The 25,121-nt window shown below is 63.9% G+C and carries 27 protein-coding genes; 11 read left to right on the top strand and 16 right to left on the bottom strand.

The window, feature by feature from the left end; all coding sequences use genetic code 11:
* Positions 1-13: 13 nt before the first annotated feature.
* Positions 14-958 carry a LysR family transcriptional regulator gene (locus tag OG203_RS05175; protein WP_405164509.1) on the bottom strand — a complete coding sequence of 315 codons (945 nt, stop codon included), beginning with the start codon at positions 956-958 and terminating at the stop codon, positions 14-16.
* A gap of 313 nt (positions 959-1,271) precedes the next feature.
* On the opposite strand from OG203_RS05175, the gene OG203_RS05170 reads away from it, so the two are divergent.
* Both OG203_RS05170 and OG203_RS05165 read left to right on the top strand, forming a co-directional pair.
* A complete protein-coding gene (locus tag OG203_RS05170) occupies positions 1,272-1,928 on the top strand; it encodes a TetR/AcrR family transcriptional regulator (RefSeq protein WP_405164508.1) in 657 nt (218 codons plus the stop codon).
* 151 nt (positions 1,929-2,079) lie between these two features.
* A complete protein-coding gene (locus OG203_RS05165; RefSeq protein ID WP_405163326.1) occupies positions 2,080-3,384 on the top strand; it encodes an IS256 family transposase in 1,305 nt (434 codons plus the stop codon).
* Position 3,385: 1 nt separating this feature from the next.
* On the opposite strand, the gene OG203_RS05160 is transcribed toward OG203_RS05165, so the two are convergent.
* The 5 genes from OG203_RS05160 to OG203_RS05140 are packed head-to-tail and all read right to left on the bottom strand — an operon-like array spanning position 3,386 to position 8,247.
* A complete protein-coding gene (locus tag OG203_RS05160) occupies positions 3,386-4,333 on the bottom strand; it encodes a formylglycine-generating enzyme family protein (protein WP_405164507.1) in 948 nt (315 codons plus the stop codon).
* The gene (locus tag OG203_RS05155; protein WP_405164506.1) at positions 4,330-5,688 is read right to left on the bottom strand and encodes an MFS transporter; all 1,359 of its coding nucleotides are present in this window, start codon (positions 5,686-5,688) and stop codon (positions 4,330-4,332) included. Before OG203_RS05155 ends, OG203_RS05160 begins: the two co-directional genes overlap by 4 nt.
* Positions 5,689-5,696: 8 nt before the next feature.
* A complete protein-coding gene (locus OG203_RS05150) occupies positions 5,697-7,493 on the bottom strand; it encodes a sulfatase (protein WP_405164505.1) in 1,797 nt (598 codons plus the stop codon).
* Complete coding sequence (locus OG203_RS05145; RefSeq protein WP_405164504.1) at positions 7,493-7,687, bottom strand: hypothetical protein; 195 nt, start codon at positions 7,685-7,687, stop codon at positions 7,493-7,495. The genes OG203_RS05150 and OG203_RS05145 overlap by 1 nt, the downstream gene beginning before the upstream one ends.
* Positions 7,684-8,247, bottom strand: a complete 564-nt coding sequence (locus OG203_RS05140; protein WP_405167772.1) for a DUF6790 family protein — start codon at positions 8,245-8,247, stop codon at positions 7,684-7,686. Before OG203_RS05140 ends, OG203_RS05145 begins: the two co-directional genes overlap by 4 nt.
* A 619-nt stretch (positions 8,248-8,866) precedes the next feature.
* Between OG203_RS05140 and OG203_RS05135 the strand changes: the two genes are divergently transcribed.
* Positions 8,867-9,388 (top strand): DUF6790 family protein, encoded by a 522-nt coding sequence (locus OG203_RS05135; RefSeq protein ID WP_405164503.1) that lies wholly within the window; start codon positions 8,867-8,869, stop codon positions 9,386-9,388.
* A 134-nt stretch (positions 9,389-9,522) separates the two neighbouring features.
* Complete coding sequence (locus tag OG203_RS05130; RefSeq protein ID WP_405164502.1) at positions 9,523-10,302, top strand: SDR family NAD(P)-dependent oxidoreductase; 780 nt, start codon at positions 9,523-9,525, stop codon at positions 10,300-10,302.
* A 110-nt stretch (positions 10,303-10,412) separates the two neighbouring features.
* Here OG203_RS05130 and OG203_RS05125 read toward each other — a convergent pair whose 3' ends face one another.
* The gene (locus tag OG203_RS05125; protein ID WP_405164501.1) at positions 10,413-11,081 is read right to left on the bottom strand and encodes a TetR/AcrR family transcriptional regulator; all 669 of its coding nucleotides are present in this window, start codon (positions 11,079-11,081) and stop codon (positions 10,413-10,415) included.
* 776 nt (positions 11,082-11,857) lie between these two features.
* Between OG203_RS05125 and OG203_RS05120 the strand changes: the two genes are divergently transcribed.
* Complete coding sequence (locus OG203_RS05120) at positions 11,858-12,040, top strand: hypothetical protein (RefSeq protein WP_405164500.1); 183 nt, start codon at positions 11,858-11,860, stop codon at positions 12,038-12,040.
* A gap of 317 nt (positions 12,041-12,357) precedes the next feature.
* Here the strand turns inward: OG203_RS05120 and OG203_RS05115 are convergent, their stop codons facing one another.
* From OG203_RS05115 to OG203_RS05100, 4 genes are all read right to left on the bottom strand, one after another.
* Positions 12,358-12,525 (bottom strand): hypothetical protein, encoded by a 168-nt coding sequence (locus OG203_RS05115; protein ID WP_405164499.1) that lies wholly within the window; start codon positions 12,523-12,525, stop codon positions 12,358-12,360.
* A 151-nt stretch (positions 12,526-12,676) separates the two neighbouring features.
* Positions 12,677-13,243, bottom strand: a complete 567-nt coding sequence (locus OG203_RS05110) for a hypothetical protein (protein ID WP_405164498.1) — start codon at positions 13,241-13,243, stop codon at positions 12,677-12,679.
* On the bottom strand, positions 13,243-13,821 hold the full coding sequence (locus OG203_RS05105) for an RNA polymerase sigma factor (protein WP_405164497.1): 579 nt from the start codon (positions 13,819-13,821) through the stop codon (positions 13,243-13,245). The genes OG203_RS05110 and OG203_RS05105 overlap by 1 nt, the downstream gene beginning before the upstream one ends.
* A gap of 478 nt (positions 13,822-14,299) precedes the next feature.
* The gene (locus OG203_RS05100; protein ID WP_405164496.1) at positions 14,300-14,608 is read right to left on the bottom strand and encodes a hypothetical protein; all 309 of its coding nucleotides are present in this window, start codon (positions 14,606-14,608) and stop codon (positions 14,300-14,302) included.
* Between the two features lie 32 nt (positions 14,609-14,640).
* Here OG203_RS05100 and OG203_RS05095 point away from each other — a divergent pair, with 32 nt between their 5' ends.
* Both OG203_RS05095 and OG203_RS05090 read left to right on the top strand, forming a co-directional pair.
* Complete coding sequence (locus OG203_RS05095) at positions 14,641-14,808, top strand: hypothetical protein (protein ID WP_405164495.1); 168 nt, start codon at positions 14,641-14,643, stop codon at positions 14,806-14,808.
* 985 nt (positions 14,809-15,793) lie between these two features.
* On the top strand, positions 15,794-16,111 hold the full coding sequence (locus OG203_RS05090) for a transposase (RefSeq protein WP_405164494.1): 318 nt from the start codon (positions 15,794-15,796) through the stop codon (positions 16,109-16,111).
* A gap of 364 nt (positions 16,112-16,475) precedes the next feature.
* On the opposite strand, the gene OG203_RS05085 is transcribed toward OG203_RS05090, so the two are convergent.
* Positions 16,476-16,781 (bottom strand): hypothetical protein, encoded by a 306-nt coding sequence (locus tag OG203_RS05085; RefSeq protein WP_405164493.1) that lies wholly within the window; start codon positions 16,779-16,781, stop codon positions 16,476-16,478.
* 519 nt (positions 16,782-17,300) lie between these two features.
* Here OG203_RS05085 and OG203_RS05080 point away from each other — a divergent pair.
* Positions 17,301-18,068, top strand: a complete 768-nt coding sequence (locus tag OG203_RS05080) for an expansin EXLX1 family cellulose-binding protein (protein ID WP_405164492.1) — start codon at positions 17,301-17,303, stop codon at positions 18,066-18,068.
* A 391-nt stretch (positions 18,069-18,459) separates the two neighbouring features.
* On the top strand, positions 18,460-18,954 hold the full coding sequence (locus tag OG203_RS05075) for a peptidylprolyl isomerase (protein WP_405164491.1): 495 nt from the start codon (positions 18,460-18,462) through the stop codon (positions 18,952-18,954).
* Between the two features lie 355 nt (positions 18,955-19,309).
* Here the strand turns inward: OG203_RS05075 and OG203_RS05070 are convergent, their stop codons facing one another.
* Positions 19,310-20,998, bottom strand: coding sequence for an MFS transporter (locus OG203_RS05070; protein ID WP_405164490.1), 1,689 nt, complete (start codon positions 20,996-20,998; stop codon positions 19,310-19,312).
* A 525-nt stretch (positions 20,999-21,523) separates the two neighbouring features.
* Here OG203_RS05070 and OG203_RS05065 point away from each other — a divergent pair.
* Complete coding sequence (locus OG203_RS05065) at positions 21,524-21,823, top strand: hypothetical protein (protein WP_405164489.1); 300 nt, start codon at positions 21,524-21,526, stop codon at positions 21,821-21,823.
* Between the two features lie 139 nt (positions 21,824-21,962).
* Here the strand turns inward: OG203_RS05065 and OG203_RS05060 are convergent, their stop codons facing one another.
* Positions 21,963-22,529 carry a TetR/AcrR family transcriptional regulator gene (locus OG203_RS05060; RefSeq protein WP_405164488.1) on the bottom strand — a complete coding sequence of 189 codons (567 nt, stop codon included), beginning with the start codon at positions 22,527-22,529 and terminating at the stop codon, positions 21,963-21,965.
* 108 nt (positions 22,530-22,637) lie between these two features.
* Here OG203_RS05060 and OG203_RS05055 point away from each other — a divergent pair, with 108 nt between their 5' ends.
* Positions 22,638-23,609: an SDR family NAD(P)-dependent oxidoreductase gene (locus tag OG203_RS05055; protein ID WP_405164487.1), complete on the top strand. Its 972-nt coding sequence runs from the start codon at positions 22,638-22,640 to the stop codon at positions 23,607-23,609.
* 276 nt (positions 23,610-23,885) lie between these two features.
* Here the strand turns inward: OG203_RS05055 and OG203_RS05050 are convergent, their stop codons facing one another.
* Positions 23,886-24,116 carry a hypothetical protein gene (locus OG203_RS05050; RefSeq protein WP_405164486.1) on the bottom strand — a complete coding sequence of 77 codons (231 nt, stop codon included), beginning with the start codon at positions 24,114-24,116 and terminating at the stop codon, positions 23,886-23,888.
* 2 nt (positions 24,117-24,118) lie between these two features.
* Positions 24,119-25,027: a LysR family transcriptional regulator gene (locus OG203_RS05045; protein WP_405164485.1), complete on the bottom strand. Its 909-nt coding sequence runs from the start codon at positions 25,025-25,027 to the stop codon at positions 24,119-24,121.
* Positions 25,028-25,121 lie beyond the last annotated feature (94 nt).

The following is a 25,121-nucleotide window of genomic DNA, read 5'->3' as shown; positions in this document are numbered from 1 at the left end:
TCCGCGCAAACGCTCAGCCACTGAGGGGTTCGGGGCGCCGGATCGCCAGGAGACCTGAGGCCGCGAACTTTCGGACGAGGTCTGAGTCGGTGATGACCTCGAGGAACTTTTCGACATGGAACGACTTGTCACGGGCGTGCACTGTCAGTTCCCGGCGAATCGGATGGGACAGTCGAATGATGGACAGCAGCCTGGCTGATCCGTGTAGCGCCATTTTCGGTACCAGTGCGACACCGACGCCGTGCTCGACGAGGTTCAATGCGGTGGTGACGTCGGGTGCGCGGACGGCGAACCGCGCATGCGCACCCGCCCGGCCTGCCTCGCGCGAAACGATATCGGTGAGGTCGGAATTCGAGCCGCAGCGGATCCACGGCGCCTGGACCAGTTGTTTCCACGAGCCGTCGAAGCTACTGCGCTGGCTGGGATGGCAGACGACGACGAGTTCTTCGTCGCCAAGGCGGTGCACCACCCGCGAGCTGGACTCCTCGAGCGGACCGACGGCGAGATCGAGTGCGCCCTCTTGCAACGCCGCGTTGAGCTGGCGTAGGTCGTTGAACGCCCGGACCTCGACGTTGTCCAGCTGTTGTTGGTGGCGCAAGCGGTAGATGAGGGGTGGCAGCAGTTTCTGGGCGATGGTCGGGGTGGTGCCGATGGTCAGCATGCCTTCGCCGAAGGTTTGTCCCATGGCGATTGCTTGGTGGGCGGATTCGACGACAATGGCGGCCTGGGCGAAGAACTCCCGACCGAACTTGGTGAGTCTCGACCGGCGTGACCGTGGATCGAACACCTTCTGGCCGAGGGTGGACTCCAGTGCGTCGATCTGTTGCGACATCGCCGACGGTGTTATTCCGAATCGCCTTGCCGCGGCCGAGAGTGAGCCGAGTTGTACCGTGCTCACAAAGTAATCGAACTGTCGCAGCGTGATGGCATTGGAAGTCAGTAAGTGGCAGTCGGACATCGGCAACCTTTATCTAGAGCCGTCGGCTCGTTCGCAGCACTTTCGGTTCAGTCACTCGAGCGGACGAAAATCCGATACACGTCGTACAGGTCAATCGCGGGTGCCGTCTCCGTCCTGTCGAAGCCTCGGCTTCGGCCTTCGCTCCGCAGGCTCGTGGCCTCGGATTTGTCCTGATCACACCGAATCGCGGCGTGGATCCAACGCAACGGAAACACTGTCGTACCTAAACAATGGTGGACTGTATCCCTCATAACCTCAGCACGCAATAGGTGCGGCCACGAGCTACCGGCCGATCTCGGATACGCTGCCATCGATGATTGCGCGCAACGCTGATTCGGCCACCCGGCTACCTCCGGGCCGGCACAAACTCGCCCGCGACACCGTCGTCACGTCGCAACGGGAACGAATTCACCGCGCGGCTTTCGAACAGATCGCGACCCACGGCTACCACGGCACCTCGGTCGCCGCGATTGTTGCCGCCGCGGGAGTTTCCCGGCGGACCTTCTATGAGTTCTTCACCAACAAGCAAGACTGTTTCCGTGCAGCCTGCGACTACTTCGTCGCCGCACTCGACACCGAACTCCGCACGCGCGCAGCAGCACTGGACACCCGCCACTGGCGCACCCTCGTGCACGACTCCCTCGAGCTGTACCTGACCGCGCTCGCCGACAACCCCGCCATCGCGCAAGCGCTACACGTCGAAACACTCGTCGCCGGCCGCGAACTCGCCGAACAGCGGGCTCAGGTTCAAGCGATCCTTGCCGACCGAATGCGCCGAGCCCACCACCTCGCCCGCCAACAGCAACCCACACTCCCCACCCGACCCGACGAGACCTTCGACTTCATCATCGGCGGCATCGACGACCGCGTCCGCCACTGCCTGCAAACCCTCGGCCCCGCACGCCTGCCGACCCTGCTGCCGCTGCTCTACTCCTCGACACTCGACCTCTTCGGCGCGCCCGAAGCCTGAACCGCGAGCGCGGCGCTTCACGTCGGTCCCACTCGAATCTCACCCGCAGCAATTCGCGCTGTAGCTATCGGATTCGGCGGGGGACCGTATCGAAGCCGTGCCGCTGGGGACTGTACAAACAACGGTGTAACTCCGAAACAAGGAGTGGCACATGAACTCTGATGTGGTGGCGGTCGATGTGGTCGATACTGATTCGGTGGCCAGACCCAGGAAAGCGAAGTCGTCGGTGGTGGATGCCGAGCTGGTGGGCCGGCTCGTGGCCCAGGCCCGCGCGAGCGGGCTGCAGTTGACCGGCGAAGACGGTCTGTTGGGGCAGCTGACCAAGATGGTGGTCGAGTCCGCTCTGGACGGGGAGATCACCGATCACCTCGGCTATGACCACGGCGATCCGGCGGGTCGTGGAACACCGAACTCCCGCAACGGAACCCGCTCGAAGACGGTCGTGACCGATGTCGGTCCGGTCGAGATCGATGTCCCGCGTGACCGCGACGCCAGTTTCGAGCCGCAGATCGTGCGTAAACGCCAGCGCCGGTTGAACGGGGTGGAGAACATGGTGTTGTCGCTCTCGGCCAAGGGCCTGACTCATGGCGAGATCTCGGCGCATCTGCGCGAGGTCTACGGCGCCGAGGTGTCCAAGCAGACGATCTCGACCATCACCGACAAGGTCATCGACGGCATGACCGAATGGCAGAACCGGCCCCTGGACCGGGTTTATCCGGTGATCTTCCTGGACGCGATCCATGTCAAGATCCGCGACGGGAAGGTCGCCAACCGGCCGATCTACCTCGCGTTGGCCGTCACGGTCGAGGGCGGCCGCGAGATCCTCGGGCTCTGGGCCGGTGACGGCGGTGAAGGCGCGAAGTTCTGGTTGCAGATCCTGACCGAGCTGAAAAACCGTGGTGTCGAGGACGTCTGCATGCTCGTCTGCGACGGGCTCAAAGGACTACCCGAAGCGATCGGGCAGACCTGGCCGGCCGCGGTCGTTCAGACCTGCATCGTGCACCTGCTGCGCGCGTCGTTCTCCTATGCCGGGCGCCAGGACTGGGCCGTGATCGCCAAAGCCTTGAAACCGGTCTACACCGCCGCGACCGAAGCCGCGGCGTTGGAACGGTTCTACGAGTTCGCCGAGGCCTGGGGCACGAAATATCCTGCTATCGTGCGGCTTTGGGAAACCTCGTGGGCCGAGTTCACTCCGTTCCTGGCCTTCGACACCGAGATCCGACGGGTCATCTGTTCCACGAATGCGATCGAGTCGGTCAACGCTCGTATCCGCCGCGCGGTCCGTGCTCGCGGCCATTTCCCCAACGAGCAAGCCGCCCTCAAATGCGTCTACCTCGCGGTCATGGCCCTCGATCCCACCGGCGAGGGCCAGAAACGATGGATCACCCGATGGAAAGCCGCGCTCAACGCCTTCGACATCACCTTCGAAGGCCGACTCACCGCCGGCCGAAAATAGTTCAATCAACCCGAGTTACACCGTTACCTGGACAGACCCTGCCGCTGTGTCCGCCCTCGACTCGAAGTGGTGAGGTAGCGGCGGTGCGGAAGCCGGCGTTGCCCATGGTGGAGTCCGGGGTGTTCGAGGATCGGGCGGCGGAGCGGTATCTGGTGCAGTAGCTGTCGTGGCAGAGGTATGAGCCGCCGCGTAGGACTCGTGAATGTCCGGTTGCGGGGCCTTGTGGATCGCATACCGTTCCTGCCGCGGCGTCGTGGGTGTAGGTGTTGGGGGAGAAGTGGTCGGCGCACCATTCCCAGACGTTTCCGGCTGTTTGCCAGAGTCCGTATCCGTTGGGTTGGTACGTGCGCACGGGTGCGGTGGTGCGGAATTCGTTGTCCTGGATGGTGGTTGGGAAGGTGCCCTGCCAGATGTTCGCGCGCCATCGGCCGCCGGTATCCGGCGCTTCGTCACCCCATGGATAACGGGCCGCGGGCAGGCCACCGCGCGCGGCGAATTCCCACTCGGCTTCGGTCGGGAGGCGCCGGTCGGCCCAGTCGCAGTAGGCGATGGCGTCGTGCCAGGAGACCTGTACGACGGGGTGGTCGCCGCGGTCGTCGATGTTGGAATGCCGTCCCTGTGGGTGCCGCCAGTTCGCTCCCTTTACCTCGATCCACCAGGACGTACGCGTGGCGCGGCCGATGAGGTCTGCCTCGTCGGCTGCCAGCACGAGGTGGAACACGGCGGAAGATCCAACCCTTTCCGCGTCGGTTTCGTGTCCGGTCTGTTCGACGAATGTCGTGAATGCGGCATTGGTGACGGTGGTGGTGTCGATCGTGAACGGTGAGAGTTCCACGGTGTGCACCGGTGTTTCCCCGTCGGCGTGGAATCCGTCGTGGTGCGGATCGCCCATCGCGAATGTTCCGCCGGGTAGGTGTGCCTGGTCGATCGGGTGCCGGGCGGGGTTCATCCGGTCGCCTCGGTTCGGGTTCGCTCGGCCAGGAGGGTGCGTTGTCGTTCGACGTCGCGGGGGTAGGTGCGATAGAGAATGGTGCAGAAGGCGGCGTTGACGAGCATGAGAATGCCTGGGATCCAGAGCATTACGCCGCGTAGGCCGATCACGTCGGTGAGTAGTCCGGCGGCGAGGTTGAACAGTGCGTAGGCGAGGGCTTCGAACACCGACAGCAGCAGTGCGAAGGCGGCGCCGCGCATTTCGGGCGGTACGACGGCGGCCACGATGGGCCGGTTCACGCCGGGGTTGAGGCCCTGCATGAAGCCGAGGACCGCCCAGAATCCGGCGAAAACCTCGATGCCGCCCCAATTGTGTTGGGTGCCAACCACGGCGACGACACCGAAGCCGAGCTGGGCGAACTGCAGGACGATGATGCGTCCGATCCTTGGCAGCCGACTTTGGAGGAAGTCGGTGGCCAGGCTGCCGCCGAAGGTGCCGAGCAGGTACCCGATGCCGAAGGGCAGGGTGACGATGGACGCGACGGCGGTGGTGAAGCCGTAGGTGTGTACGAGGAAGACGATGCCGAAGCTCGCGATCAGCAGGTGACCGGAGATGAGCCGTTGGATCAGCATGAGGACGAAGGTGGGGATCTGGAGCATCTGCCGCACCTTGGCCCAGGTGATCCGGTCGTTCTCGGCCCGCTGTGGCACCGTGGTTTCGCTGGCGCCGACGGCGGGGTCGGTGAAGAACACGGCAAGCAATACGGCGGTGACAACGGTGATGGCACCCCAGGCGAAGAATCCGTAGCGCCACCCGTCGGGAACGCGGGACAACTGCCCGATCAGCGGTCCGAGCACCGAGCCGAGCAGCGAGATCGCGCCCCAGGTGTAACCGTTGGCGCGGCCGCGCGCGGCATCGTCGAACAGGTCGGCGGTGATTTCGCTGGCGATCGGCAGTGCCGCGGCGATGAACACGGCCGACAGTCCGTACAGGACGATGAGCTGGGTGTAGCTCTGTGCGAGACCGGTTGCGGCGGTAGCGATTCCGGCGAGGCCGGAGGCGACGGCGAAGGCGATCTTGCGGTTGGTCCTGCGCGCCACCCAGGCCCACAGCGGCCCGCAGACGATGCTGATGAACTTTCCGGTGGAGGTCAGGTAGCCGACGGCGGCCGCGGGTGCCGCGACCGCCTGGACGATGACCGGGGCGAGGGTGCTGAGCACGCTGGATTCGTTGTTGTCGGCCCAGAGCGGAGCTGCGACGAGGGCGAGTTTGCGCCAACGGCCCGGGATGATCACCGGGGTGCCGCCGGCGGTTGTCGGGGACGGGGTGCCGGTGGTAGGTGTCAGGGTCGTCGGTATGACGGTGTCTGTCACGGTGTACCTCACTGAGAGTGGCGGGGGACCGGCCTGCTTTCGGCCAGTGCCCGATCGAGCTGGTGCAGGGTTCGCCTGGTCAGCACCGGGGTGAAGTCGGCGAGGTCGAGGAGGGTGACCGACCCGGTCTGCTCGGCGATGCGGGCGATCGCGGGCCCGAGCGCGGCCTCGACGATCGCGTGGGTGTCCGCAGTGGCGAGGAGTTCGGTGATCGGCGTGTTCACTCCCGGCCGCCCGGTGCCGAATTCCGCCGGAACCGGTAGCGGCGCAACGGCTTCCCGGTAGGCCGGCAGCTGAGTCCGGGCCAGCAGGTGCCTGACATCGGCGGGTCCCTCGCGGGGCAGGCCGAGGCGGGTGAACTGCGAGTCCGGTGCGTCGTTCGCACGCATCAGTACGAGCAGCAGGGTGATCATCCGCAGTTCGAGGTCGTCGTCGATGATCGGGTTTTCCTGGTCGGGGTCGCTGGCCAGGTCGAACAGGACAGTGCCGAAGGCGAACGGGTCGCCGACGGCGAACCCGGGTACGCGCAGCACCGGGACGTTCTTGGTGAACGGGAGCGGGTCGACCAGCCGCGCGTTCTCCAATTCGGCCGGGGTGAAACGGGATGCCATGTGCGTTGGCATCAGGGTGTGCTCGAACAGCGGCGCGTTGCCTGGTGCGGCCGGGGCCCGCATGTACACATACCGTCCGTCGGTGACGTTGACGTGCCCGCCGAAGCTGCCGAACATCGCCCCAACGCGGTGCCTGCCCCGTGCCGGATTGCGCAGCAGCGGCAGCAGGGACCGGCCTTCCATGTCCACGGTGGGCCGCAGGCCGAAGAAGTCCAGCAGCGTGGGGCCGAAGTCGATGGTCTGGACCAGTTCCCGGCAGGTGCCTGCTTTCGTCCGGGCAATCGGATCCCAGACGAACAGTGGCGTGTGGATGTTCTCGTCGTACCAGGGCTGTGCGTTCTTGCCCCACCAGCCGTGCTCGCCGAGCAGGAACCCGTGGTCGGTGCACACGATCAGCAGCGTGTCGTCCCAGAGGTTCAGCTCGTCGAAGACGTCGAGGACGCGGCCGAGCGACGCGTCGCACATTGTCAGGAGTGCGGCGTACTCGGCCCGCGTGCGTTGCACGGTTTCCGGATCTTCGTCCACCCGCTTGTAGTCGGGCCACGCCGGAGACTCGTTCGGCGCGTCTAGTGCGGGATAGTGGCGCTGGTGGTCGCGGTGGGAGAAGTACGGTTCGTGTGGGTCGAAGCACTCGATCTGCAGGAACCACGCGTCCTCGGCGTGATTGGCGCGGATGAACTCGAGGCCGGCGTGCACCGTCCGGATCTGCGGGTGATCGGCCGGTTCGGTCAGGTGCTGCCGGTTCACCAGATCCTGGCGCCACAGCTGGTTGCGGACCCGGCGCGGGCTTTGCGGTTGCGGGGGATCGGCGACCTGTCCCTTCCATGCGTCGCCTTCCTGTCCGCGGAAGAACTCGAAGGTGCGGAATCGGCTGTGGTAGGTCGCTCCGCCGTCTTCCCAGTAGTGCGGGTGGTCGGTGACCAGGTGCGGGTAAATGCCTGCGGCGGAGAGCATTTCGGGCACGGAGTCGTCGAAGGGTTCCAAGGGGCCCCAGGAGCGGTGCAGGAAGTTGTGGCGGGCGGTGTGCATTTCGCGGCGGGCGGGCATGCATGGCATCGAGCCGCCGTAGCTGTTGTCGAATCGCACGGTGTGTGCGGCGAGGCGGGTGAAGTTGGGGGCGTGTACCCAGTCGGCGCCGTAGGGCGGCAGGAACCGGCGGTTGAGACTGTCGAACAGCATGAGGACCGCGCGCATCAGTTGCCCACCTCGGATCGGGCGAATTGCTGGGTCCGGTCGCGGCGTGCCAGGTCGTAGTCGGCTATCAGGGATTCGATGGTGGGCTCGGTGGTGGCGAGAGCGCCTAGCGTCGCCGCGTCCTCGAGTGCCTGGGCCGTGCCCTGTCCGAGGTCGGGGCCTATGCCGCCGCCGATTGCGACTGCTGTGTTCATGCCTGCCTGCTTCCGACCTCGTGCGAAGGGTCGCTCATGTTGCTGGGCAACAGAGTTGGGGTTCCGGGCTGTCCGGTGGTGGACAGTCGTTGCGCGCGGTAGGCGAGAACGATCATGACCGCGGGGAACAGCAGGTCGCAGACCAGGACGCCGCCGGTGTTCCCGGGAGCGTGGTCGCCGTGAGCGAACCACTGATAGACATGGCCGATCAGCGCGCCCCACAAGAACATTCCGGCACCGAGGCCGATGGTGATGCGTTCACGTGCAGTGGCGGAGACGGCGCGAAAGCCCATGATGGCGAGTCCGAGGTTGGCGAACGCGATCTCGAACTGGAACGGGGTCGAGTCGAAGCCGATCGCGGTCGCCATCACCTTGGGGACGGTCAGGAACGTGATCGTCATCCAGAGGCTGCCGCAGCCCAAGGCGACCACGGCCCACCACCGCTGCCAGGTTTCCAGCGCGGCTTGGCGAGACGGACTGTGCCGGGTGGCAACAAGTGCACCGATGACCGCGACCAGCGGCCAGAACAAAGGGACTGAGGTCTGGGCGAGGTAAGACATGCTGTTCACACTCTCAATGTTTCACAGTTAATATTAACTAGTCAAGACTCAGGCTGGCCTGAGTCGTAGACGACGGTCCTGCTTGAAAGGTGTTCTCCATCAGCGGAATTCGGCCGCGCCGTCGCTCGTTGACGGCCGTCGAGTGCCGGTTGGCTCTTGGCAAAATCATCTTACTGTGAGTAATGCCAATATGGGAACTGAAGGCCCAGTGTGGAATTCGCCGAGTATGTCGGCCCGGGGGGTCTGTGAGACGGCCGTATCGCAGCGGGCAGTCCACCCTTCAGTCCGTCTGCGTCGTTGGGCGCATTGCTGCAACTCGACAAAGGGGCTACCTGCATCACGCGGGTCTTCCACGCTTTGTTGAAGGCTGCCTAACCTGTGCGGGCCAGGGTGTCGAGTCGGTCTCCAGTGGATTTCGCATGGTGTAGAGCTGCTCTGCCTCGACGGAACGGCCCTGTTCTGCGGGCTGTTCGAGCGCCTGGTCCCGGACGCCGAGCTGTCCGGCCCGCGCCCGGTCGAAGAGTCGGCGCGCATCCAGCCTGGGTTCGAACTGCGGAAGGCGCACATCCAAGGTCCGGAAGTCTTGCGTAGTTAATATTAACCATGCAAGACTTGAGGTATGAACGACATGGCTTACCTCGCCCAGACCTCAGTCCCCTTGATCTGGCCGCTGATCGCGGTCGCCGGCGCACTCGTTGCCACCCGGCACAGTCCTTCTCGCGCAGCCGCTTTGGAAACCTGGCAACGGTGGTGGGCCGTTGTCGCGCTCGGGTTCGGCAGTCTGTGGATGACCTTCACATTCCTCACGGTGCCGGAGGTGATGGCCACGGCGATCGGCTTCAACTCCACCCCGTTCCAGTTCGAGATCGCGTTCGCCAACCTCGGGCTGGCTGTCATGGGCTTCCGTGCCGTCTCGGCCTCTGCTCGTGAGCGCATCACGATCGGCCTCGGTGCCGGAATGTTCTTGTGGGGCGCGCTGATCGGCCACGTCTACCAATGGTTCGCCAATGGCGATCACGCGCCAGGGAACACCGGTGGGGTTCTGGTCTGCGATCTGCTCTTCCCTGCGGTCATGATCGTCCTCGCCTACCGCGCGCAACGACTGCCCACCACCGAGCCCGCCCATGCCGCCTTCGCCTGAGTCGCCGCCGGCGTTGTAGGCCCAATCAATCGACGCCTCATCGCAAGACGGCTCGGTCGGCCATCGGCGCTGGTGCCGCTGGAGTCGACGGTCAGAACCACCATGGAGTTGCAGCAAGAGGGAGATGACATCAGATGAGTGAAGGCATCGTGGAGGACGTTCGGTGGCGGGGTTCGTGGGCGGTGGTCGCTGGTTCGACGGGGGGTGCCGGGCGGGAGGCGGCGTTGCGGCTGGCTGAGGACGGGTATTCGATCGTGGTCTGTGGCCGCGATGGTGCCGGTGCGGAGGAGACGCGCAAATTGATCGAGTGGGCCGGGGGCCGGGCGGTAGATCTGGTAGTCGATCTGGGTGATGCCGCGGCGATGCGTCGGTTGATCGCGGAAACGGTCGGGGTGGTGGCCGGTGCTCCAGTGGAGGTGTTGGTCAACAATGCCGGTGAAGCAGATTATGGGTCGACCGAGGACGTCTTCGACATGGTGTTCAACCGGAATGTGAAGGCGCCCTTGGTCTTGACGGGCGCGTTCGCGCCGCTCATGGCCGAGCGTGGCCGGGGAGCGATCGTCAACGTTGGCGGTTTCGGCGCCTTGGCGGGGGATAGTGGCCAGGTGCAGGCCGCGAAAGCGGCGTTGATCATGTTGACCAGGTTGTGGGCGGCGGAGTACGGGCCGAAGGGGGTGCGGGTCAATTTCGTGGATCCCGGCCATACGTTCTCTTCGGCTCAGGAGCACCGAGCGAAACGGGATCCGGGATACCCGCACGGTGTGCCGGTGGGCGGTGGTGGCCCGGTCGAGGTCGCGGAGGCCATCCGGTTCCTCGTCTCACCTCGGGCCGCCGCTATGCAAGGCGCCCTACTGACCATGGCCGGAGCAGTAGGCGCGGCGGAAAGTTATGGCTGCCCGTCCGCGTTGGCGTAAGGCCTGGCGCTAGGGGCATATGTGCGCCACCGGATCAGATGCACGCCGGGCAAGTTTCGCGGCGATTGGCGTCGCCCGCAATATTCTGATCGACTTGAAGTCAAATCAATCTATTTACTTTTCGGTTCGAGCAGGGTGGCGATCATCGTGGCGGCATGCCACCGTTCGAAATCCCGGTGACTCCAGCCGCGCTCATCGACCAGGTGCTGGTAGTTCGTGTACTGGAGTTGTAACCACAGCACGTCGGTGGTGGCGGCGGGGGAGCTGCCGTGCCGCAACGATCCCGCCGCGGCAATGGCGGCGACGACGCTACCGGCCGTCTCCAGCAGCTGCTGCTGCGTTGATTTCAGCAGTTCCGCCAGATCGGGGTCGGTGCCGGCGGCCTGCTCGAGGACGACCTGCAACGGCCGCACTCGCTGCATCTGGGCTGCCGTGTGTGCGGCGAACTGTTCGAGGAGGCGCCGAGGGTCGGTGATCGTGAGGATGTCGGCCACCGTCGAATCGATCGCGATCGTGTCGTCGTCCGGCGCGGTCAGATGGCCGTCGGTGGCCGCGTACTGGCGCGCGAGCGCGAACAGCTGGGCCTTGTTGCCTGCGGCGAAGACGGTCGGGCGGGAGACGCCGGCGCAGGTCGCGATCTGATCGATGGTGGCGCCGCCATACCCGCGTTCCGCGAACACCTGCATTGCCGCCTGCACCACGATGTCCCTGGTGCGGCGGGCGGCCTCCTCGCGCACCGGGGACCGGTAGGCGCGCTGCAGTCGATTGGCGTCTGCCATAAGCTCTGTTTTACTCTCAGTCATGTCATTTTATTGAAGGTCAACTCAAATGTGAGGCTGACATGGACGTGCCGGAATCGCAGAGTTCAGGGAACTGGATTGGTCTGGTCTCCGGTGCATGTCCGAAGGCGGGTGCCGCAGTCCGGACCGGCTGCACCGACCGAGCCGAGCGCCTGCGCCGACGTGCGGTGCCCTCGGCGGGGTGTAGATGTCATCGGTCTCATGCGGTCTCTTCTCCTGCCACTTGCGGCGAGTGTCCGCCGAAATTGGTTTCGCTTCGACGAGAAGCATATCAGTCGAGTGTGCGAACAGGACGTAATGCGAGGGTAATGCATTCCGGGTCGTCGGTTATGGACAGGGAAGAATAGTGGAACAACCGATCGACATTAATCCGGACGGACTGCGTTCGGCGGCAGCGATGTTCGACGATATCATCGACCAACTCAAAAGCTCACGGACGGCCCGGTGAATTCTATCAACGGCGAGGGTGAAACATGGGTGACGACCGGATCGGCTAGAAATTCGACAAGGGGACAAGGGATATATAGTAGGGCCGGGATAATTCTTTCAAGAGCCTGTCCCGGCTCGCCGACGTACCCGGTCAGAATGCGACAAACCTGCGGGACACGGCGAATGTTTCGAGGAAAACGAGAAGTCTCGGTCCGCTCGTCACCAGCAGAAACCCGGGCAGTAGCAAATGTGCAGCGTTGCGGTACGGCTCGACCTGCGATGTGGAGGCCCCGGTGGTGAACTAACGGCTGCAGGCCGATGCCGCGATGATGATGGAAGCATTGTCGGAGCAAATGTGGGGTCTTTCGAAAATCCAGCAAGATCGTGCTCGGCTCACCGCGTGTCAGAAGCGGATCGGCGTGACCGTGAATGCCGATGGCATTCTCATCGAGACCCGGTTTGCCGACGATATCGGTGATCTTCCTACGCCGATCTCGCTGCGGCGATGACCGAGGCCGTGCAGGGGCCGCTCGGAAGGTGAGCGAGCAGGGCCGCCTGTTGATGGAGCCGCTGCGGGAGCGCAAGGACCGGTTGCCGCATCTGTCGGATCTGGTCGAGGGCATGCCGAATGTCCGGTCGATGATTCCGCCGCCGGTGTCGATCGCGCCGCCGAACTCGCCGGAACGCCGCTACGACGACGACCCGGCTCTCGCTGATGCAGAGCCGCTGCGCCGCCGGTCGACGCTCAACGATCTCGACGAGCGTAGGCAGATGTTGATCAACGGCATGATCTTTCCCTTTCCGGGTGCATTGCGTGATGTCGGTTTCAGGCGGCGCCGTGCTGTGTCAGGACTGGTACCTGGAAGCAGGTCGACAGCGCCGAATCGTTGACGTATTGGCCGATGAGATTGACAAGCGCGACAAGGATTTCGACGCCGAATGCCGTGACCGCCTCGTCATAGAGGTGCGCCGAAATATCGGCGGACACCGACATCGGGCCGACCATCACATAATCGACATCACCGCGTTGAGAAGCCGTGTCGAGCAACAGATTTGGATGCCTGCCCAATGCGCTATGTGCGGTAATGCAGGACGTTCGTGAGTCTGTCCCGCGTTGCTGCTCGGGCAGCCGAGGGTGGCTGTGATCAGCGGATCGGTTCCAACGTTCCTGGCAGATACAGGCAATCGGGCCCTGGAGTGCGTACTGGAGCGGTGAACGACAATCCGATGCCTTTCCCGCCCGGCATCCCCGCGAGGCCCAACAGCATGAGGTACCCCGGCGGGGCGGCGCTGGACTGCAACGTGACTGATCCGTCGGGATGGCTTTCGGGCAGGGTGAAATGCGAGGCGATTTGCTGTGCGGCGGGCAGTAGGGTGCTCTCGTCCAATTCTGGGCACTCTTTTCGCATGGGCAAGACCTTCGCCCGAATGCCCATGTCGGTCAGCTTCGCATTGGTCGCATCGATCGCACGCATGTCCGAGATCGATACCGTGACCGACCCGTCGTCGTTGCGGACCACGGCGAATGCCTGTGGGCTTTCCCCCATCATGTCGATTGCGACGGTGCTCGCTGCGGCGAGTACCACCGCCGCGACGGCGATGCCCACCGCGCGACGCGGGAATTGCCGCGGCGCCGACCGGGCAGCGACCGCCAGTTCGGGGCCGTGTGCATCGATGAGATCACCGAGTAGGCGATCCTCGAACTTGCTCATCACATCGATCCTTTCGTGTTCATGGTGTGGTGGCCGGTCTGCTTCCGCAGCCTGGTGCGTGCCCGGAATAGTCGAACCCGCAATGTGCCGGACGAAACCCCCAGTGCGACAGCGGCTTCCTTAGGCGCCAGGCCGGCAATGTCGACCAGCTCGATAGCGTTGCGATCGAGTGCGGGCAGCGCCGCCAACGCGGCCATCAGCTCCCGCCCCGAACTTTCGGCATCGATCCGAGTGAGCAGCTCGGTGGCTTCGTCGGTATCGATCTGTCGATGACCTCTCAACCGCGCCAAGGTGTTCCGGTTGCGTGTCGTGCTCTCACAGTGGCGCGCGTACACGCGCCGGGCAATCGTGAGCAACCAGGCCCGCGCCGTCCCGCGATGGGGATCGAACGACACGAACGAGGTGATGGCCTCGACAAAAGTGTCGGCAGTCAGATCCGCGGCCGTCTGCGGGTCGGTGGTTCTGCGCGCGAAGTAGGACAGCACCAGGCCGATATGCGCCCGGTACAGCTGCTCGAACTCCGCGGTGCGCCCGCAGAGGTGCTCTTCGGTCTCGGGTGGCGAGCCCCGATCCCTCATCAAATCAGTCACACCTATCAGTTGCCGGAATCGGCGAGCAGCGTTACCGCCATACCGATCGTCCGCAAGTCGGTCTCCTACACCACGGATCGATCGGCCTCCACGACGTGGAACCGCGGCGATTGGCGTGTGTTGGGAGCGACACGTCACCGTCTCCGCCGTACCACGTCGACGCCGATCTCCCCGGCAATGAGCGGATCGCGCCGGGAGCGACCGGCATCACCGCCCACGCGAATACCTCGTCATCGGCTCCGACATCCACGAGTTGCAGGAGGAGCACTTCAGTATGTCTGACCCAACGATGGCCGCACGCTCATCGGCTTTTGCGCGCGCTGGGAAGTGCTGCCAGCCAACCAATTTGGATCGATGACCAACGCGCGCCATGCGGCAGTTGAGTATGTTCCGACGAGGCAGATGATCCCGGCCTGTTGATCTTTCGGCATGCCGCGCGGCCCGCTTCGAACCGCGCGGCGCGCATTTACGGCTTGGTCAGCCGCGTGTTCGCAGCGTCGAGCACTCCGTGGGCCAGCTCCCGCATCTGCGCCCGGATCGCCTCGTCGTCCCGGTCTGCCGGTAACACCTCGTCCCACGCTTCCAACGGCTTGCGCATCTGGCCGATCTCCTCCGCAGTGTCGCAGGACCACCACAAACCCCATAACGAGCGCGCACCGTTCTCGGGCCGCAGCTCGCCGACGATCATCTGGCGAGCGATGTCGCGGGCGATGACCCAGGCGGCTTGCGCTGGATCGATCGGCTCGACGCCGAGTTCGGTGAGTACCTGCCGCACGAGCGGTGTCGCGTCGGCCAGGATCAGACCGGTTGGCGATTCGCCTGGCCACCGCGGCACCGATCGGGCGCACGCCGGAAGGGTTGCCATTCGGCATGCAGATCGTCGGTCCTTATCTCGAGGATCACACGACGTTGCGGTTCGCGGAGTTGATCGAGCAGGAGTTCGGCGGTTTCAGCCCACCGCTCGGTTTCGCGTAAGCGTCTGCGGCGCAAACTGACCCACGGTGCAGCCCGTCAGCGCTCACGGCGCTGACGGGCTATCCGGCGACTACCGGGTCGGCGAAGGGGCCGATCCTTTCGCCCTCGAATTTCCCCGGACCTGATGGGCTTTCAGTGATCGCAGTTGTTCGACATTACTTGCGCGTTGCTGACGACTCTGGCGGGGTCCAGTAGTTGCGTATCACCTGGCGCAATACATTTGCGCTGTCCCCGTGGCCACTTATCGCTGTTTTCCCAATAGACTAGTTCTTGGACACTCTCACAGTTCGTCCACACCGCCCATGATCGGCCATGGTCGTCCTGCAGGTGAAGGCCGCAATTGTCCGGAGCGGCGTGCGACATCGGCGCGGAGAAACCCAGTGCCGCAGCGAAACCCGCCGCCACAGCGAAAGTCAATAATGTCCGCATCTTGATCTGTCTCCTTTGTGAATCCAGAGTCGACCATGGTAAATGGCCTTAGAATTAATGGAGGACGGGGTGCAATATATTGCATCAGTACTCGATCAGTAGGCCATAGCTAACTGTGCTAGTGGAAGCCCCCGTTTGCGGGGGCTGTTGGTCGGGCGGAACCCGGTCGTTGGCCGAAGATGTTGACCAACAACAAACTGCCGGGCGGTCGTTCTCGCCGCGACGTGCTGACCCCGCGACCGTCTCTCGCGCCGGCCGCGCTCGAAGCCGCCCAGCAACCGTTCAAGTCCCGGACCTGGATGGCGGCATTACGGGTGATCTGCGGTCGCGATGGCGGCGACTTCACCCGCACCCGCCGGTTGGGCCGAGACCGGCTCGAGCGACTGGTCCGTGGCGAGGTCACCCGCGGTGGTGCGAAGCGGGCGTGTTTTCGGATCACCGGGAAGCTCTTTGCCGCACTAGATGATCGGGCTGGGGTGCTCGCGCATCGGCGCGGCGCCCTGGAACGGGTGCACCTGCTACCGGTGACCCCGCACGGTTTCCCACCGCTCGGGCGGTGGTCAAACACGCTGGTCTCGCGCCTCGGGAGAAGAAATCCGGTGCCTTCACCGGCCGCGCCCGACTCACCGGGGCGGGCCGTCCCGGGCTACGGCTGGCCGCCTGGCGAGGCGTGTGGGGCACCCAACGCGCCAACCCGGTTTATGCCGCCCGCTATCGGCATCTGACCACCCGAGAGACCAACCCGCTCACTGCCACCCAAGCTCGGCAAACGCAGCGACCACTGTGTCAACGAGACGGCGCCGATGAGCAGGGGTTGCGCACTCGATCGCTGATTCGCTCATACATCCTCCGGGTCGATTTGGATCTGCTGTGACCCTATCGAGCCCGGATACGGGACGACGTCCGAGTTCCGATGAGCATGCATGACCACTCGAAAGTGCACTCAACTCGGCAGATGCGCGCGTTGGGAAGTCATGTCTATCAACAGATCTGGACGTCCGACCAACGAGCGATATGCGGCATGAGCGCTCACTCGTTCCGGCTAAAGCCAGCAGGGACTGTGCGATGGAGAACGTCTTACGCTGATGTGCGGACGTTCCCGAACGCGCAGCCCTCGGGTCACGCAAAGGAGACCTGGACCCGGGGAGTCATCAGCGTCGGCATCACCGCGGCAGCGGCGGCTACGTGCCGCTGGGGTTAATGATGCCCGGAAGGTGAAGGGCGGCAAGGGCCGCTGCTCAGCCGAACTTCACTGACATGAACCTCAGGGATATCTTTGTGCCCGGAGCGAGTTGGACTACGGGATCTTCGCAGTCGTCGTATCTATACAGTGTGGCCTTGACGTCGGTCTGGTTGTTTGCCTTCCAGCCGCTTAATTCGCTGTAGCACTTGCCGTTCTGTGGGTCTTTGAGTTTTTCGACATGCCCGGAGTTGCGTCGGAGCTCGTAGCTGAAGGTTCCCGTGGCGGCCGATGCCGTTCCGGGGAACACGACGACCAAGGCGAGCGCGGCGGCAAACGGTGCAGAAAGCTTCCAGATACGCATGCGTCCTCTTTCCTGTTCCTGCGGTTTGGGAGGACCACGACGCCATGGAGTCGTTCCTGCATCCATCCTCTCGGTTGTCTTCATCGGCACGATGAGGACAACTGGGTATTCGATCCCGCACGCCGTCTAGATGGGTCAAGTCACTGTCGAGAAGTGATCGATGGCTCGTCTCGGACGACCGGCCATCCGGACGCACTCTTGCGCATCGGCAGATCCGGACGTTCCAGAGGCGTTGGTGGCCGACCGGTCCGAGGCCGGCCATCTTCCGCTCGGAACGCGCGCTCCGCGGCACTATCGCTCACTCGTTCTGACTGAAGCCAGCTTGGATGAGTGCGATGCAGAACGTCTTACGCTGATTACAGCATGTCGTGGCACGCAGCGAGTCTCGCCCACCGACCGGGCGGCGTGGCAGGTTCGAATATCGCAGCATGATCGGGTTCGTGTCCTGCCTGGAATGTCGGTGTCACCGTGGAAAGCTTTGCCGTGGTCGGCAGCGGGCCGTCCAGGAGGAGGCCCGGCGTGACCGACAGAGCATTTGGGCAAGACACCGGCAGCAGCCACCTGAATCCTGACCGGGCAGGCAGGCGTCTCGCGCGCCATGTCGTGTCACGGATGCTCATCGGGGTCCTCGGCACGACGGTGCTGTGTCTGTCGTCGGTCGAGGCTGGTCCCGCTGCTGCCGCACCCGATCCTGATTCGGCGAGCCTGCTGGGCGGAACCGGTATCGCTCGCTCCGCTGATTTGAACGTTCAAAAGGGAGCATGCAGCCTTCCGAAGGCCGGTACCTACGCAGCCGCGGTCAGTCGCGGAGTCTTCAGCGGCAGTCTTGCTTGCGGCGCCGCGCTGGCGGTGACCGGCAAGGGCGGAACCGTTCGGGTCGAGGTCGTTGATGTCTGTGATCCCTGCGCTGGCGGCGATATCCGCCTGAATCCAGCGGCGTTCGCGATGCTCGGCTCGACTGATCAGGACGAGGTTCCGGTTTCCTGGAAGCTCACCGACGCGGAGCCGGTCGGAGGACTGACCTACCTGAGTGCAGCGGGATCGAACGAGTGGTGGTGGAGTTTGCAGGTGAGCAACAGTAGGTACCCGGTGGCGAAAGTCGAATTCATCGATGAAAATCAGTGGAAGCTTGCGTCGCGCGATGCCAACAACTACTTCATCTGCAACGGTGCGCGCCCTCCGTACACGTTTCGTCTCACCGAGCTCGGGGGCAACGTGGTGCAAGAAAACTTGAAGCTGGTTCCGGGCAAGAGCTACCAGGGAACACAGCAATTCCCCACCCACTGAGGGGCCGGGCGACGAAGGGTTTGCCTCCAGCCTGAATCGATGCGTTCCGCGCGGCCACAGCGGATAGTGATGCACCATGCGGGTACTCGCACATCGGCATGATGGTGCATTCGGCCGGCCTCGGCCCGGCCGGTCCCGAAGCGACCCGTAAGCGGCATTTCCGTGCGTTGCGACAGCACCCAGCAGTTGGAGCGCGATCAACCTGACGCCCGGTCCACATCAGCAGCGTGGTGACCATCGGCGTGTATCGGTGCTCGACCCCAGGGTTCGGTGCTGATGCTCATCGAGCGACCGCCACTGGCGTGCGCACGAAACATGGTCTGTCCGGAATCGCTTGGGACAACTGCGAATCCGGCCCGCCGTGATGGTTCGGGCTGTCACCATGGTGTCTATGGCGACGATCGTGTACTTCGAAATAGACAGCGAACGGCGATCACTGGGGAGGGTCACATTCGAGCTTTTCACTGACGTAGTCCCTGTCACGGCGGAGAACTTCCGTGCGTTGGCGACCGGTGAGAAAGGGTTCGGGTACGAGGGCTCGACCTTCTTCCGGATCATTTCGAAGAGTCTGGTGCAGGGTGGTGACATCACCCGTGGTGACGGTACGGGCGGTAAGAGCATCTACGGGGACACCTTCGCTGACGAGAACTTCAAGCTCAAGTTCGACCAGCCGATGCGGTTGGCCATGGCCAACCGCGGTCCCAACACCAACAACTCCCAGTTCTTCATCACCACCGACAAGACGCCGTGGCTGGACGGCAAGAACGGCGTGTTCGGGCGAGTCGCCCAAGGCGAAGACGTCGTCAGAAGCATGGACCTCTTAGGTTCATCGAGCGGGAAGACCTCAGAGAAGATCACGATCACCGGATCCGGTCAGCTCTCGTAGGGTGTTCGCAGTGCGAGGCCGAACATCAACTACGGCAGGAGTGTCCACGCATCCGACCGAGCCCAGGGCAACGTCGCGAATCCCAGCCAGCTGCATTGATGCTCAGGGCAATAGCCAAGCTGTGACGTTGCCCAGACCGGTCAGAATGCCCTCAATTCGGCACTATCGGATGTTCCAGAGGCATTGGTGGTCAGCTGATCAGCGGCTGACCACCGTCCGCTCGGACCGCGCGGTATGCGGCTAGTTACCGGATGTTGTGTTGCCGGCGACCGGGCGTGCAAACATGCTGAGGTTCGGCATGGGTTCGTTGAGAAGCCATATCGCCCAACCGATCCGGAAAGGATCTGGACGTATATCAGTGGTTGCCTGGGTAAGCGCTCTCATCAGTGGGTTGGTTATCGGCCCCTGAATGGAGGGTGTCCCCAGTCGCGGAGTGGCTGCCTTCTGGACCGTTGTTCGGCTCCTGTACCGGCCCCGTGGGGTTTCCGATTGGGCGCAAGGCAATTACCAGCACAGCTGCTCCGAAGAGTGCGATGAGCATGATCCAGCTCGCGCCAACGTGCATAGCATGGATAAACGCATTATCGGCGGCTTGCGCAAGAGTAGGTCGGTGAATCGCGGCGGCGACATGCCTGGCCTGTTCGGCGGAAACCCGCGCCTGGTCCTGCACCTGCTCGGGTATATCGCTCAGCGAGGGTTCGATCGCGCGCCGATACACGATCGACATGATCGTGCCGCCTACTGCGATCCCGATCACGCTGCCGGTCTGTCGCGCAGTGTGGGTGACCGCCGACCCGGCACCGGCCCGTTCCAACGGCAGGATGCTGATCATTGCTCCCGTCACTGGCATCATCATGCCGACCGAAAGGCCCTGGACCAACAACATGATCTCGATCCAGACGAGCGGGGTGTGCAGTCCGAGCAACCCGAACGCGCCCATGGATAGCGCCGCCACGGTGAGCGCTGGCACGGTGACAGAGCGTAGTGACCATCGGCGAACCAGACGCGCGCCAAGGGGCGCACCCACGATCGCGCCCACAGCGGTCGGGATATTGGCCAAGCCTGCCTTCATCGGCGAGAAGCCAAGTGCACCTTGCAGATAAAAAGCGTTATAAAAAGTGATGGCAGCCACAGAAAAGAAGAGCAATGCCATGGCCGCGTTGCCGCCACCGAATACCCGTTGCGCGAGCAGTCGGGGATCGAAACTGGGCGCCTTGATTCGCAGTTCGACGAGTATGAAAGCTGCCAACAAGGCCAGTCCGACGGCGATCGGCGCCCAGACATCCGGACGGCTCCAGTTGACCACCTGCCCCGCACGGATCAACCCGTACGCCAACGCCGCGAGCCCGCTGATCGACAGCAACATCCCAGCCGGGTCAAGTGGCCGCATGGTGGGGCTGCGGAAATTGGGGACCAGCATGGCGATCCCGGCCAATGCCAGCATCACAACCGGGACGTTGACGAGAAAGACTGAGCCCCACCAGAAATGGCCGAGAAGGAGCCCCGCCAACACCGGGCCCGCGGCCATTCCGATACCGGCGGCTGTCGAGGAAATGGTGATCGCGGTTGCCCGCGCGGGGCCGGTGAAGGTACACAAAAGGATGGCGAAATTGGCAGGCATGATCAGCGCGGCGCCTATTCCCATCGCGGCGCGGGCGGCAATCAGTTGGCTTGGGTCACATGCGTACGCCGCCCATATCGAGGCCCCTGCGAAGATCGCCATTCCGGTAGCGAGCACACTCCGGTGACCGAAGCTATCGCCCAGTGCGCCTGCGGTGAACATCAAGGTGGCGAAGACCAGAGTATATGCGCCTGTGGCCCATTGAAGCTCAGCAGGGCTGGCACCCAGTCCACTGACCGGGTCCGCAAGAGTTTCCAGGGCGACACTGAGGATGGTGTTGTCCAGCCAGATCACCAACTGGGAGAACATGAGAACAGCAAGGATCAAATGTTGCCTGAACTTCGGCAACGCTGGGGACGCGGTCATGAACACCTTGGATTCGATCGGAGAGAACCTGACGACTGGACCGTAAACAATCGTCACGCTCCAAGCAATTACTGAGATATTTATCTAATCAATTGCATCCAGACGAATTCCATGCCCTGTGACGCATTTGCATTCCGGCAGAATTTATGACCTACGGCGGATTGCATCTCAACGAATCTTATGCCCTTGAACTCGTTTGCATACGAGCGGTTTTTATGCCCTATGGCGGACTTTTTTTGAGGTTTCAGTGGGTATCGACGTCACACTTCTCGGTGACGGTGCGATCCTCGGTCGACGGGGTTGCGGAGATCGATCGTGCCGCCATCGACACGCAGCTCGCCGCCGATGGGGTGTTTCGGTAGCCCCTATTGCCACCCGCCGCCTTGATTCCGGCCCGAGCAATAACCAATACGCCACAGCCCCCGATGATGAACGCTCGCACATCGGCTACTTAATACTGGTGGTAGGACTTGATCCCGGCCAGGATCGGGTCCGGGTGCCCGGTGAGAAGCTCCCAAATCGGCTGCCCACCTGCGTCATTGGTGTGGCTCAATAATGGCTTGCGTCCGGGTCTTGCACACCATGGCCACCGTTCAACTGCGCAATCCCAGCGTCGGGCGCACCTACTACGACCGGCGCAAAGCCGAGGGCAAAACCTCGATGGAAGCCATGCGCGCATTGAAACGACGCCTATCGAACGTCGTCTACGCACGCATGCTCGATGACCAGAGCAGATGGGAAAAGGTAAGCCCGGGAGGGCAATCGGGGGCGACTCTTGACTCCAGCGCGACCGGCTCAACCCCGCACACCGGCACTTCGGACAAGCCACAACCCGGACTCACCACCAACAAGAATAACCCCGACCTGCAAACCACACCTTGACACGAGAGGGGAGCCATGAGAGTGCGTTCGCGAGATCAGCTGCCGCTCGGCGGTTATGCCCGCTTGGGTCTGGTGGCAGTTGGTGAGGCGAGTTGGCGTTGCAGGCGGGGTGGTCGACGATGCGGCTTCGGCAGTGCCCTCAGCCGACGATCAGGTCGATGGCGGTAGCAATGCGCTCGAGGAAAGCCGCACGTGTCGTTACCTGGTGCTTGATTCCAATGGATGCGCTGATCAAAGTCTGAGCTGTTGCGGCCGATCGGGGAGCGGTGTTCGGCGATTCGGCCAGGGCGGCTTCGAGAAGCGTGGCGAATCGTGCGGGGTAGTCGGTGACGACCGGCCCGAGCAGGTCCGAGTATTCCTCGACCATGGCGTTCAGTTCGCGGCTCATCGCGCCGATGTAACGACCGGTCCACTGATCGAACGCGTCGAGGAGTCGATCGCGGACTGGTCGGGTCGGGGCGGCGAGCACCTGGGCGACCGCGGCGATGCTGCCGTCCAAGGCGTGCGTGACTGCGGTCGTGAACAGCTCTTGTTTGGAACCGAACAGCAGATACAGGCCCGGGCGTGAGATGTCGGCGGCCTGGGCGACGTCCTCCATCGATGTTTTCCGATAGCCGTAGCGCACGAACGTGTCGAGCGCGGCAGCGAGCACCTGCTCACGCCGACCGCTGTCGGCGGTGCGCGTACCCACGCTGGTGGCGTCCATCGTCAGACCATATCCGATACCGACGAACTAGACAACAACAGTATAAGTTGTAAAGTTGCACTCGATCAGGGGCGCCATGCCGCCCGAGGCCAGACCAGGAGTTGCGCGATGCCACCACCTCCGCTCATCACCACCCGATTCGACGGTTCGAGTACCGCTGATGAGGTAGCCACCGGCGTCGACCTGCGTGGTCTGCGCGCGGTGGTCACCGGCGCATCTTCCGGACTCGGGGCGGAGACAGCCCGGGTTCTTGCGGCTGCGGGCGCGGATGTCAGCCTCGCCGTCCGCGATACCGCGGCGGGTGCGCGAGTGGCCGACCGCATCACGGCCCCCGGTGTGCGGCACAGGCCCGTGGTGGCCGACGTGGACCTGGCCGACCCGGCCAGCGTGGCGCGCTTCGCGCGGGACTGGACCGGCCCGCTGCACCTGCTGGTCAACAACGCCGGTTTGGTCACGGCGGACCTGCAACGAACCGAGCAGGGCTGGGAGCTACAGTTCGCGACCAATCATCTGGGCCACTTCGCGCTGGCCTGCGCGCTGCACGACGCCCTTGCCAGGGGTGCGGCGGATCGGGGGGCTGCCCGGATCGTGTCAGTAAGTTCCACCGCCCATATGCGCGCTCCGGTCGACTTCGACGACATCCACTTCGAACACCGGGCTTACGACCCACAGATTGCCTACGCCCAATCGAAAACGGCGAACTCGCTGTTCGCCGTCGAGGCATCCAAGCGCTGGGCTGCCGAAGGCATCGTGGCCAACGCCGTCAATCCTGGCGGTATCAGGACCGGTCTGCAGCGGAATTTCACACTGCGCCAGCGTGAATCGCTCGACGCCGCGGAAGCCGCTGGTGTATTCACCTACAAGACCGTCGAGCAGGGTGCCGCGACCACCCTGGTAGCGGCGATCGCCCCCGAGTTCGAGGCCACCGGTGGGCACTACCTCGACGACTGTCGCGAGGCATACAGCGTCCCAAACGACGCAGACCTGTCCGCCCACCCCCACGGCGTCAAGGAATGGGCTCTCGACCCGGACGCTGCGCGTGAACTCTGGTCGGTGTCCCGCGCGACCCTCGACCTGTGATCCGCGCCTTCCCAGCACGCGTCCGGCGGTGGGTCAATCCTCGCGACCAGATACACACCAGCACACACAATGCGGTGCGCACTCATCGGCTACTTAACACTGGTGGTAGGACTTGATCCCGGCCAGGATCGGGTCCAGGTGCCCGGTGAGAAGCTCTCCAACGCGGCTGCCTGCCAGCAAGACCGGTGTGGCTCACTCGTGGCTTGCCTCCCGCCGGGTGCCGTGCGGGAGTGTCAGGCATGGTGTAACGACATCGCGGGTGCGGCCGGGGCCCCGCTAGGGACGCATCACGAACTCTCGGGCGGGGCGATGCTGCTGCACCGGTCCGGCACCGGCGGGCCGCCCGTGGTGTTCCTGGCCGGTGGCGGGATGTCTGGCCTGTACTACTGGGCCGTGCACAACCTCGTCGCGGAGTTCACCACCAGCGTGATCTATGACCGGCTCGGCCTGGGCTGGAGCGAGCTGGTTGACCTGCCGCGCAGCGGCGCGCAGGTGACCGACGTGCAAGCTCAGGTGAGGAGCTCCGCGTTGTTGTGGAGCTGTGCCCGCAGCCAGTCGTGGCCCGCGTCCGCGGTCCGGCGCGGCGACCAGATCAGCAGCTCGTGGACCGCGGCGATCGGGATCGGCGGCTGCAGGGTCCGGAACCGGGCGTCGTCCATCAGCAGCGCGGCGAGCCGTCGCTGGATGATGGTGTACATCCGGGTTCCAGGGAGCAGGAACGGCGCCAGCACGAAGGACTGTGCGGTCATCGTGGTGTTGCGGGGGATCTGGGCTTCGTCGAGACGCTGATCGGCGAGCGAGGCCAGGGCTCCCTGCGCGGCGGCGAGGTAAGGCAATGTGCTGAGCTGCTCGACGGTCAGCTCCTCGCCGACGTCCGGGTTCGCGGCGGCGGTTACGCAGACGAAGTCCTCGGTGAACAGCTTTTCGGTGCGGAACGGGAGGTTCATCGGCAGCAGCTCGGCAGGGTAGATCGCAAGGTCGATCAGGCCCCGCCGGACGTTCTCGAGCATGCCGGCGTCGCCAGGGATGACCCGCAGGCTCACCTCCGGTGCGATCGTGCTCAGCCGCTCGATCAGCGGGCGCAACAGCATGAGCGTGACATAGTCGCTGGCGGCGATGGTGAAGCTGCGGCGCGAGGTGGCCGGATCGAACGCCGTCCCGGAGTTCAGCAGGAGTTCGACGTCGTGCAGGATCTCCGCGAGCGGTTCGCGCAGTGACTCCGCGAAGACCGTCCGCTCCATCGCGCGCCCCACGCGCACGAGCACCGGATCACCCAGCACGCTGCGCAGCCGGGTGAGGGTGGCGCTCATCGCCGGCTGCCCGATCCGCAGCCGCTCGGCAGCGCGGCTGACACTTTCTTCCGCCAGCAATGCATCCAGCGCGACGAGAAGGTTCAAGTCGAAACTCGCTAGCTTCATGGCCGGTCTCCCGAGATATCAATCAGATTGATGGATTGTATGTGTTCGACGGCGTCGTCCGGCGACAGCGACCGGATTAGCGTCCTTTACGGAC

The sequence above is a fragment of the Nocardia sp. NBC_01499 genome, assembly GCF_045040275.1.
GTDB lineage: Bacteria > Actinomycetota > Actinomycetes > Mycobacteriales > Mycobacteriaceae > Nocardia.
The sequence above is the reverse complement of the archived record's forward strand: the minus strand, read 5'-3'. Positions and strand labels throughout refer to the sequence as shown.